Annotated in this window: 9 protein-coding genes; all 9 read right to left on the reverse strand. The window is 31.7% G+C overall.

Going from position 1 to position 12332, the window contains the following annotated elements; genetic code table 11:
* Positions 1-8 precede the first annotated feature (8 nt).
* Complete coding sequence (locus CLOPA_RS18795; RefSeq protein ID WP_015617012.1) at positions 9-2651, reverse strand: sensor histidine kinase; 2643 nt, start codon at positions 2649-2651, stop codon at positions 9-11.
* A gap of 142 nt (positions 2652-2793) precedes the next feature.
* Positions 2794-3417, reverse strand: a complete 624-nt coding sequence (locus CLOPA_RS18800; RefSeq protein WP_015617013.1) for a K(+)-transporting ATPase subunit C — start codon at positions 3415-3417, stop codon at positions 2794-2796.
* 37 nt (positions 3418-3454) lie between these two features.
* On the reverse strand, positions 3455-5512 hold the full coding sequence (gene kdpB / locus CLOPA_RS18805; protein WP_041710979.1) for a potassium-transporting ATPase subunit KdpB: 2058 nt from the start codon (positions 5510-5512) through the stop codon (positions 3455-3457).
* Between the two features lie 17 nt (positions 5513-5529).
* Positions 5530-7203 (reverse strand): potassium-transporting ATPase subunit KdpA, encoded by a 1674-nt coding sequence (gene kdpA, locus CLOPA_RS18810; protein ID WP_015617015.1) that lies wholly within the window; start codon positions 7201-7203, stop codon positions 5530-5532.
* A 69-nt stretch (positions 7204-7272) separates the two neighbouring features.
* A complete protein-coding gene (kdpF, locus tag CLOPA_RS26870; RefSeq protein WP_080648392.1) occupies positions 7273-7350 on the reverse strand; it encodes a K(+)-transporting ATPase subunit F in 78 nt (25 codons plus the stop codon).
* A gap of 545 nt (positions 7351-7895) precedes the next feature.
* The gene (locus tag CLOPA_RS18815) at positions 7896-9272 is read right to left on the reverse strand and encodes a glycoside hydrolase family 32 protein (protein WP_015617017.1); all 1377 of its coding nucleotides are present in this window, start codon (positions 9270-9272) and stop codon (positions 7896-7898) included.
* 255 nt (positions 9273-9527) lie between these two features.
* Positions 9528-10502: a LacI family DNA-binding transcriptional regulator gene (locus CLOPA_RS18820; RefSeq protein ID WP_242834342.1), complete on the reverse strand. Its 975-nt coding sequence runs from the start codon at positions 10500-10502 to the stop codon at positions 9528-9530.
* A 112-nt stretch (positions 10503-10614) separates the two neighbouring features.
* The gene (locus CLOPA_RS18825; protein ID WP_155241942.1) at positions 10615-11451 is read right to left on the reverse strand and encodes a carbohydrate ABC transporter permease; all 837 of its coding nucleotides are present in this window, start codon (positions 11449-11451) and stop codon (positions 10615-10617) included.
* Positions 11452-11476: 25 nt separating this feature from the next.
* Positions 11477-12325: a carbohydrate ABC transporter permease gene (locus CLOPA_RS18830; RefSeq protein ID WP_015617020.1), complete on the reverse strand. Its 849-nt coding sequence runs from the start codon at positions 12323-12325 to the stop codon at positions 11477-11479.
* Between the last annotated feature and the right edge of the window lie 7 nt (positions 12326-12332).

The raw sequence follows: 12332 nt of genomic DNA on the forward strand, positions 1-12332 counted from the left end.
ATAATAATCTACTTTTTTAAATTTTCATGTTTCTTCGGAATATTAAATGTAAATATAGCTCCCCCACCTTTTTTATTAGCAGCTGTAATTTTACCGCCATGAGCTTCTACTATTGACTTACAAATAGCAAGCCCTAGACCAACGCCCCTTCTTGAATCGGATATTTTACTACCATTTGTAAAAAACCTTTCAAATATATTAGATAATATTTTTTCTTCTATTCCGCAGCCGTTATCAATCACTTGAAAAATCACATCTTCTTCACTTTCATAAACTTTTATTTCTATAATAGAATATTTAGGAGAAAATTTAGCAGCGTTATCCAGTAAATTTATGATTACCTGTTCAATTAGATTACCATCCATAGGGACCATTATAATTTTTTCCGGAACATTAACTTTTATTTTATGATCTTTAGAATATTTGGAACTTCTTTGCACCGCTTCAGATACTACCTCTTCTACTAATTCCATATTTCTAATAATATCCATATTTCCTTCATCAAATTTAGTCATGCTCAGTAGGTTTTCAACTAATCTTATAAGCCATTCAGTATCATCATAAATTCCGTTTAATAATTCTTCTTTTGTCTTTTCAGATATAACTTTTCCCTTTTCCAAAATCGTACTTATGGAACCCTTAATCCCTGCAAGAGGACTTCGGAGATCATGAGAAATTGATCTTAATAAATTACTTCTAAGACGTTCTCTTTCAATCTGAACCTTGGAGGTTTCCTGCTCACTTGAAAGAATTTCTCTATCTAAGGCAATAGCTATCTGCCCTGTAATAGTTTGAACAATAAATTTTTGTTCAGGCTCAAGAAAGCCTTGTAAGCATGATACCCCAATAACTCCAAGTATTTTTTCCTGTATTTTTATAGGTACATAATATCCCTTAGCTCCATAAAAAGTATCAGTACCCTTGCCAGCTTCCTTACCATTTAAAAGGCACCAGTAAGCTACTGCATTTTCATCTCTGTTTAAAATTTCATTTTCATTTTCACTCTTATTATTATATACAAATGAAGCTGAAAGCTTATTATCCTCAGACAAATATGCCACTACAGTTCTGTTAATTAATCTTGAAGTATATTTTATTCCTATGGAAATAACATCTGAAGCACCCACTGCACTTAAAAGCTTGCTACTGACCATATACAGTGTTTGGGTTCTTTTTTCCCTTGTATAAGAATTATTAGACTCCTTTTGTATTCTATTCGTAAGGTTTCCAACTATAAATGCCACTATAAGCATTATAGTAAAAGTAATCAAATAATTTTTATCATAAATTTCAAGGGAATACTTAGGCTCGGTAAATAAAAAATTAAACATTAATACTCCAACTATTGAGGCTATGACTCCAATAAAATATCCAGTTGTTCTTATATATACAATTATAACACCCAATATAAGAATCATAATTTCATTAGTATCGTTTAGACCCATATAATCGAAAATTTGTGCAATCCCTGTGGCAATTCCTATAATTAATATTGATTCACTAATTTCTTTAAGGGAAAAATTGTTCCATCTATTTAATTTTCGGATTAACTTCTCTCTTTTTTTCTTATACAATGAATTTGGTATTACATAAACATCAATATAAGCATTAGAATCCATAAGTTTGTCTACTACATCCTTTGCATAGAAATGAAGTATTTTACTACTTCGTTTATAATTTTTTCCTATGACTAATTTAGTAATATTTCGAAACTTGGCATACTGTATTATTTGATCCGCTACATTATCTCCATATAATTGAGCTATTTCTCCTCCTAATTTCTCAGCTAAACTAAAATTCAAATTTAATCTCTTTTTATCTTCTTTACTTAAATTTTCGGCCTTGGTTGTAGAAATATATAGAACAACAAATTTTGAATGATAATTTTCTGCCATCCTTGCAGCAGTACGTATAACCTTTGCTGAGGATGGAGATGGACTAATACAGGCCAATATCTGTTCAGATGCTGGAATAACAGTAATTTCTCTTTTGGCTAGCCTCCCACTTTCCACTTCATAATTTACTCTATCTGCAATCCTTCTAAGTGCTATTTCTCTAAGTGCATACAAATTATTTCTGGTAAAGAAATTAAGCAACGCCCTTTTAACCTGCTCTATTCTATATATTTTACCACTCTTAAAACGATTTAAAAGCTCATCAGGTTCAATATCTACTATTTCTACCTTTTCAGCCTCATCAAATATTTTATCTGGAATAGTCTCCCGTACAGAAATATGAGTTATATTTTCTACAACATCATTTAAACTCTCAATATGCTGAACATTTACAGTAGTATATACATCTATTCCCGCTGCAAGAAGTTCTTCTATATCTTGCCACCTTTTTCTATTTCTCTGACCTATTCCATTAGTATGAGCAAGCTCATCTACCAATATTATCTTAGGCTTTCTTATTAGTGCCTTATCAATATCAAATTCTCTGAAAGTGCTTCCCTTGTATCTTATAGTTTTGAGTTCTATTTTTTCCAGTCCTTTAGTTAATGCTATGGTTTCAGGTCTGGCATGAGGCTCAATATAACCTATAACTATATCTTCACCTGATTCTTTAATTTCTTGGGCTTCCCTGAGCATTTCATAAGTCTTTCCCACACCTGCAGCATAACCAAAAAATATTTTTAACTTTCCCCTCATAGGCTTATTTTCTTCCTTTTCAATTTTATTTATTATATATTAGCCTAAAGCATTTTTTAAGAGATAACAAGTTAGTAACCGTCATAACTTTGCATACTTATATAATAAAACTTTAATTCATCATTTAAGAAGTCTAATTTCATTATTTATTTAAAATAGCTGCTATTTCAAGATTAACCTTAAGTACATTTACTCTAGATTCTCCAAAAATACCAAAAGTTCTGCCTTCTGTGTATTTATCAACTATTTTCTGAAGGTCTTCCTTACTTATACCTGTTGCCTTTGATACAGCAGGTATTTGAACCACAGCAGCCTTTGGACTTATATCAGGATCAAGTCCAGAGCCAGAACTTGTAAGAAGATCTGTTGGTATATCTTCCTTTTTTACACCTGGATGAGTTTTCAGAAAATCATCTATGTCCTTCTGCACTCTCTCTTTTAAAAGCTTATTTGATGGTCCTAAATTTTGAGAACCAGATGCAACTCCTGAGTAAGCTACTTTTCCACTTTTATCTGGTTTTGTATCTGCTTCCGTATAGGTATTATAGTTTACCGAGGAAACTCTACCTCTAAAAAATCTTGGATCAGTAAAATTTTGACCTATTAATTCTGAGCCAACTGCCTTACCATTAGTTGTTATAATGCTGCCATTTGCCTGTTTAGTAAAGAGCACCTGGCCTACTCCCGTTATAAAAAGCGGATAAATGATTCCGCAAATTATCATTAATGCAATAGTCAAACGAAGAGACTTTTGAAGCATTTTCATATTAAAACCTCCTATTTATTATGATAGATATATTAATTTAACCTAAATTAAGAATTCTGATAATTGGAGTTATAAGCATATCTATAATTTTTATTCCTACAAAAGGTGCTATCACGCCACCAAGTCCGAATATCAGCATATTTCTCAAAAGTAACAATTCTGCTTTCATAGGCCTATATTTTACACCTTTCATAGCAATAGGTATGAGAAGTGGTATTATTACAGCATTAAATATTAATGCTGACAGTATTGCGCTATTAGGTGTAGATAATTTCATGACATTCATAACTTGCATCTGTGGTATAGCTACTGTAAATATAGCTGGTATTATAGCAAAATATTTTGCAGCATCATTAGCTATACTAAAAGTTGTAAGTGAACCTCTTGTTATAAGCAGTTGCTTTCCTATTTCAACAACTTCCAATATTTTTGTAGGATCCGAATCTAAATCCACCATATTTGCAGCTTCTTTTGCAGCAGTAGTTCCACTGTTCATTGCTAAACCTACATCAGCCTGAGCAAGAGCGGGTGCATCATTGGTTCCATCTCCTGTCATTGCCACGATTTTACCATCCATCTGCTCTTTTTTTATTGCTTCTATCTTATCCTCAGGTTTGCACTCTGCAATAAAGCCATCTACACCTGCTTCTTTAGCAATAGTTGCAGCTGTAAGTGGATTATCACCTGTACACATTATAGTTTTAATACCAATTTCACGTAGTCTTCCAAATCTCTCCACAAGTCCAGGTTTAACAGTATCCTTTAGATATATAACACCATAAATTTTATTGTTAACACATACTACCAGGGGAGTTCCACCTAATTTAGCAACTTTGTTTACCTCTTCCTCAAGCTCCTCAGGTATTTTACCCTTAAGTTCATTAACTCTCTTTTTTATGGCATCATAGGCTCCTTTTCTTATACTGGTTCCATCTTCCAAGTCCACTCCACTCATTCTGGTCTGTGCTGTAAACTCTTCAAACTTTATATTAATATATTTATCTTTGTCTACTGAGCATCCTAACTTGTTTCCAAGTTCAACTATAGACTTGCCCTCTGGAGTATCATCCTTTAAAGAACATATCACCGCATAATTTATAAGTTCTGCTTTTTCTGAGCCTCCAACAGGAATAAAATCTGATGCCAGTCTATTTCCAAAGGTTATAGTTCCCGTTTTATCAAGTATCATAGTATCTACATCGCCACAAGATTCAACCGCTTTTCCTGACATAGCTATTACATTAAATCTAGTGACCCTATCCATACCAGCTATACCAATAGCAGATAAAAGTCCGCCTATAGTGGTTGGTATAAGACAAACTAACAGTGCTATAAGTGTTGATATTGAAATTTTCACACCAGCATAGCCTGCCATAGGATAAAGTGTCACAAGTACAATAAGAAAAATAAGTGTAAGACTTACAAGTATAGTATTAAGTGCAATTTCGTTAGGTGTCTTTTGTCTTGAAGCACCCTCTACAAGATTAATCATTTTATCCAAAAAAGATTCACCTGGGGTTGCTGTTATCTTTATTTTTAGCCAATCACTAGAAACCTTTGTTCCTCCTGTAACTGAAGCAAAATCTCCTCCAGATTCCTTTACAACGGGTGCTGATTCACCAGTAATTGCAGATTCATCTACAGATGCTATACCTTCAATAACTTCGCCATCATTAGGGATTACATCCCCACTTTCAACAAGGACTATATCATCTTTTTTAAGCTCATTTGCACTTATTACTTTTACATTTCCACTGGAATCCAAAAGCTTTGCTGAGGTATCCTTACGAGTTTTCTTTAAAGTTTCTGCCTGTGCTCTTCCTCTACCTTCTGCTACTGCCTCAGCAAAATTTGCAAATAGTACTGTTATAAATAAAATTATAGTTACTATAAAATTGTAAATTCTTAAATTGTTTCCTGTATCGCCAAATATATTAGGGAAAATTGTAAGAAGCAATGTTATTAAGAAACCAATTTCAACTACAAACATAACAGGATTTTTAGCCATATATTTAGGATTTAACTTTTTAAAACATTCCACAGTAGCATCTTTCATTATATCCTTTGTAATAAATTTAGATTTTTTATTTTCCATAATCATACACCATTCCTTTATAATGTAAGCTGTTCAGCAATAGGTCCAAGAGACAATGCTGGAAAGAAAGTAAGTGCACCAATTACCAAAACAATAAATATAAGCGTTACTGTAAATACTGCATTATCAGTTCTAAAAGTACCTGAAGTTACAGGTATTGCTCTCTTTGAAGCTAATGATGCCGCTACAGCAATTAATATTATCATTGATATATATCTTCCAGCCAGCATAACTATTCCAGTACTAGTATTCCAGAACATTGTATTAACATTTAGCCCACCAAAGCTAGAACCATTATTTGCTGCTGCACTTGTAAATTGATATAAAATCTCAGTAAGTCCATGAAAGCCAGGATTTGATATACCAGCTAATCCCTGTGGCACTATCAATGCCGCAGCTGAAAACATAAGTATTAACAGCGGATGAATGATTATTGCCAATGCTATTAATTTTATTTCTCTACCTTCAATCTTCTTTGACAAAAATTCTGGAGTTCTTCCTACCATAAGTCCACAGAGGAAAACTGTAAGTATAGCAAACATAATCATGTTCATAAACCCTACACCTATTCCTCCAAATATTACATTAAGCATCATGTTCATAAGTGCTACTGCACCACCTATAGGAGTCAATGAATCATGCATATTGTTGACTGCTCCAGTAGATGTGGCTGTAGTTAATGTAGTAAAAAGTGAAGATAAGCCTACGCCAAATCTTACTTCTTTACCTTCCATATTTCCCATAAGCTGATTAAGTCCCAAACCTGCAAGAACAGGGTTGCCAGCCTTTTCAGCCATATAGCTTATTGTTATTCCTATTATTAGAAGCACTCCCATGGCAGCAAATATGGAAATTGCCTGTTTTTTCTTTTTCAGCATGTATCCAAAGCATACTACTACCGCTCCTGCCAAAAGCAATATTGAAACCGACTGAACAGCATTTGTAAGTGGTGTTGGATTTTCAAAAGGATGAGCTGAATTAGCACCAAAAAATCCTCCTCCATTGGTTCCCAGCATCTTTATAGCTTCCAAGCTTGCAACAGGTCCCATCGGAATATCCTGAAGCTTTCCTTCTATAGTAGTTACTGTTTTATTAGATGCTAAAGTTTGTGGAACTCCCTGCTGAATAAAAAATACAGCTACTATAATAGACAAAGGAAGTAATATTCTAGTTATAATTCTTACAAGGTCTACATAAAAATTTCCTATTTCCTTTTTCCTTCCTGAAATTGCTCTTATAAATGCTAAAGTTATTGCCAGCCCTGTTGCTGCAGCAAAAAACATAAAAAATGTAATTACTATCATCTGGCTAAAATAGGAAAGGCCCCACTCACCACTATAATCCTGAATATCTGTATTAGTCATAAAAGCTATCACCGTATTAAAGGTAAGTCCCTGTTCCATACTTCCAATGTGATTAGGATTCAAAATAGGAATAGACTGAAGCCTTAAAATTAAAAAGGCAAGAAAAGCTGCCACAGCATTACATGAAATCAATGCAAAAATATACTGTTTCCAGCTCATATCCTCTTTTTTTATTCCTGAAATTCTGTAAATAAAATTATCTACTCTGTCTAATACTGGATCTAAAAAAGTTCTTTCATGTTCTGACACTTTATAAATGTATTTACCTACAAGAATACAAAGTAGTACAAATACTAAAAGTATAATACCTATTTGCAATATTTCCATATTAATAACCTCCTTGTATTTTGGCATATTCAAATAAATAACCAGTGAGTTTTATTTTCATATACCTAATTAAAATTTTTCAGGATTAAATAATGCATAGAATAAATAAATAAACAATAAAATTATCACTATACCTAAAAAAATCATAAATAACGCCTCCAGTACTATTTTTTACTTACCTGGCCTTCACACCAATCCGTAAAGTATTTTAAAGCTATAAATCCAATCAAAATTACAGCTATAAATATCATATCCAGCATAATATTTCCACCCCCTGTTCTTTTCAAACTTAATATTATCATCTTACATATAAAGTTGTAGTTAAGATTGTACTTATCTGTATAAAGATTGTATAAAGATTGTAAATATTTATTACAATAAAAAAGTAATGTGAAAAACTAAAATATTAATTAGTTTTCCACATTACTTATATTTTATCCCTTGACTAATAGTTGTAATACTCCACTACACTCAGTGAAAGCAATTCACATAAACAGAGTTCTTTGTTTCAGGTGGAGTTTTTTTCTCCAGCTGAAACTTACTAACAGAGTTCTTAGTATCGGTATTTTCGATACTTAGAAATCGTTGTCCTTTAGGGTAAATCGTTATCCAGGGACGTAGCAGCCGTTATCTCCCACTTTGATAGGAGTTGAGAGTACAAATTCCCACTAAGTAAGATTCATTGATTATTACTAGATTGAATTCATTTCCCAAATGTCAAGAGATTTAAGTTTAAGTTTATCCCCCTTCAATACAGAAATTTTAATATTTTCACTATCTACTTTTATTGGATATACTCTAGCAGATATACACTTTCTGTAATTGATAAATACTTCAACAGTAGAATGGTCAATAAAAATGTGTAATTTTAGTGTTTCATCGTCTTTAAGTGAAAAATCAGTTTCCAATTTGGATTTGTCAGTTAAATTAGATGCACTTGACTTGCTTCTATCTACAGATAAACTATTATTTTCAGTACTGTATACTATAGAAGTTTTTTCTTCATTGTCTTTAGAAGCTAAAAGATCTATAGCAAATTCATTTATATCATTATCAATATTGAATTCAGCAATTATTTCTAAAGCTTTTCCCTTTGCTTCTGGTCTCCAGCTTTCTGATATATCTATATTTTCATATTTTTTATGATTTTTTCTTAAGATTTGCAATTCTTCAGCTGGCTCCATATGGAGCTTATTATCCTCAATAGTTAATATTCTAGGTACAGATTGGACACCTGCCCATTCTCCAACTTTAAGTTTACCTCTGGCAGTTTCCTTCAGCCATCCGAACATTATACGTCTGCCTGTAGTATCTACTAATGAATTTGGAGCATAGAATCCCTCTTTCCCACTGTTATCAACAATACCTCTTGCTTCCACCATAAATTTATAATCACTATTTATAGTACCAATGGAGTATTTGACTTCATCATAGGGTGAATAAATTAAAACATATTTATCGCCTAATTTAATAAAATTAGGACATTCCCAAGCATATTCATTACCTTCATCTAAAACATTTAGAAATTTCCACTCTTTTAAATTTGTAGATTTGTATATAAAAACGCAGCCTTTATCATTATGGCTGCCACCAAGAACCATATACCAAAGCCCTCCTTCTTTCCAAAGGAAGGGATCTCTCCACTCTTTTACATCCATATCACCGTGTAAATTTAAAGAAAGTACAGGATTTTTATCATATTTTTCCCATGTATACATATTATCTTTACTTATGGCCATCCACTGCTGTGCTCCAATTCTAGGGTTTCTTTCATCTTCTCCTATACTTGTGTAAAAAATTGTAGGTTCCTCATTATTAACTACACAGCAACCTGAAAAACAATGTGTTTCACCTTTTTCTTTAGATGGATATAGAGCAATAGGTAAATGTTTCCATCGAATTAAATCCTTACTCTTCGCATGCCCCCAATGTATTGTTCCCCACTCAATACCATTAGGATTGTACTGGTAAAACATGTGATATTCTCCCTTATAATAAACAAGTCCATTAGGATCATTCATCCAATTTTTTTCTGGCATAAAGTGATAAATTGGTCTATAAAGATTCATAAATAAACTCCTCCAAATTTTTAATTTTATTTTTAGAAATCCTTACTCTCATTTGAAAGTAATAATCTAATTTTTAGAAGCTGAAATGATACACCCTTTAGAATAAAATAAGACTATACTTGATTCATTCAATAATACCCAAATCTTACTTACATTGCTCAAGTAACAGATAATAATTTAAGAATACGTATTCTTAAATTATTTAAATATAAGTATTAAATTATAAATTTAACTGTTTACATTAAAATTTATAATTTAATACTCTATGGACTTTACACTTGATTCCCTTACTACAAGTCTAGGTTCTATTATTACATGTCTTTCTTTAAATTCTTTTTTATGACACATAATATCAACTAATGTCTCTATAGACTGTCTTCCTATCTCTTCTATAGGTTGAGCTACACTGCTTAAACTTGGACTTACTTCCTTACTTATAAAGGTATTATCAAATCCCACTAAAGCTGCTTTTTCTGGTATTCCAACCCTCATCTCCTTTAAAATATCAAGTACAATTAGAGCCTCTATATCATTACATGCAAATATTCCAATATCGGAATCCTCAATAATAGATTTTAAAAATTTTGGCAATTTTTTATTCACTAATTTATAGTTAATAAGAAATAAATCTTTATCTATATCAAAACCAAAAGACTCTATTTCTTCCTTAAATCCTCTATACTTTTCATCCTCTTCACCTACAAAAATAAATTTTGAGTATCCCATATTTATTAAATGTTTTGCTACTTCTTTTCCACCTATATAATGAGATATAGAAATGCAACTAAATCCGCCAACATCTTGGGTAATAACAACAGTAGGTATATTAATATTTCTCAGGTTTTTAGAAACGTTGATTCCAGAATTACTTGGTACTATCAAGATACCATCAACATTATAACTCTTAAGTATACTTATATATTTCTTTTCTTTTCCTAAATTATCATCTGTATTGCATAATATAATGCTATATCCGTATTTTGCAGCTTCACTTTCAATTGATTTAATTATATCTGAAAAAAATGGATTAGATATGTCTGTTATTATTACACCTATAAGCAAGGATTTATTTCCAACAAGACTTTGTGCCATAAGATTAGGCTTATATTCAAGCTTTCTTACCCACTCCATTACCGTTCTTTTTATTTCTGGATTTACTGAAGAATTTCCACTTATAACTCTTGATACTGTAGCCTGAGAAACTCCCGCTTTTTTGGCTATATCTTTCATTGTAACCAACAGCATATCCTCCTTTGATTTTCCAAAACGTATTTATATATAAGTCTAATTTTATCATCCTAAGAATTGTCAGTCAATAATAGCTATTGAGTAGATTATATATTTAACCTTTTAGACCAGTGGAAGTTATACCTTGAACATAATAACGCTGTAATGCAAGGAAAATTATAATCATTGGTAAAGTAGTAAAAGTAAGTGCAGCCATTATAGGCCCATAATGTACTGGAGGATCAGTAAAGAATAGCTGAATACCAACTTGTACTGTACGTAATGAATCATCTGTAGTAACCATCAATGGCCACATGAAATCCCCCCAGTGTCCCACAATAGTTAAAACTGCTGAAGTAGCAATAACAGGTTTTGAATTAGGTAATACAATTTTTATAAAAGTTTTTAATGGAGAGGCTCCATCAATCTCAGCAGCTTCTTCTAATTCTACTGGAAATCCTATGAAAAATTGTCTAAACAAGAATATGTTAAAACATTCAGCTATAAATGGTAAATATAATGCTGAGTAATGATTTATCAATCCAAGTTTATTTGTTATTAAATATAGTGGTAATAAAACGGTTTCAAAAGGAACAATATATAATCCTATAATAACTAATAATATTATTTTACTGCCTGGAAAATGAAGCTTTGCCAGTGCATATCCTGCCAGAGAATTTACAATTATGCCAAGTACAACTATAACACCTATATAAATAAAACTATTAAGTATATATCCCATAAAAGGTATTCTTATTAACATTTCATGATAATTTTGAAGTGTAAAATTACTTATAAGAAATCCTTTTAAGCTGCCCACATTTTTAAAAATTTCATTTTCAGGCTTAAATGAAGCTTCTACCATCCATAATAGCGGAACAATAAAAATGATTGATGCAGTAATCTGTAAAACATAAAGTACAATTTTTATTAATCTTTTTTTAGCTTTCATATTCATTAATATCACCTCAACTAATTCATTGTTTTTCTTTCAAAAGAAATTTTTGCATTATTACAGAAACAGATAAAATAATGAAGAAAAATATTACAGCCATTGCAGAAGAGTACCCCACATTTCTATACTGAAAACCTTGTTCAAAGATCATATATACCAATGTTTTCGTGGATTCATTTGGCCCACCCCCTGTCATAACATAGGGTTGAGAAAATAATTTAAATGCCTGTATAGTAGTAATCAATATAATAAATTTTGATACATTACTTATACCTGGAAGTGTAACATTCTTAAATTTAACCCATGCATTGGCACCATCAATAGATGCTGCTTCATACAATTCTTCCGGTACATCCTGAAGTCCTGCAAGAAAAATCATCATTTGAAAGCCTGCTGCCTGCCAAACAGACATACCAATAATTGAATTCATAGCTTGATGTTCACTTAGTAAAAATGGCTGCCGTGCTATACCAAACATTTGTAAAATTCCATTTATTAAGCCGCTATCTTTGTTATATAAAATTGTCCATAAAATTGAAACTACTACTATGGATGTGATTACGGGGCTAAAAAAAGCAATTCTTGCAAAATTGGAAGTTCTAATTTTTTTATTTACTAATATAGCAAGCAATAATGCAACACCACTTTGTAAAGGTACTACAATTATTGTAAAATAAAATGTATTCCAAAGAGCTTTATAAAAGGTTTTATCTGACAAAATTAATTTAAAGTTATTAAGCCCAACAAAAGTTCTCTGTCCTGGCTTCAGCATATTATAATTCTGCAGACTGTAAGTAGCTGCTAGAATAGCTGGCAATATTAAAAACACAAATATTAATATAAGAGCAGGGAGTACAAAACAAATTCCCAAAATAGCT

This window comes from Clostridium pasteurianum BC1 (assembly GCF_000389635.1).
Taxonomy (GTDB): Bacteria; Bacillota; Clostridia; order Clostridiales; family Clostridiaceae; genus Clostridium_I; species Clostridium_I pasteurianum_A.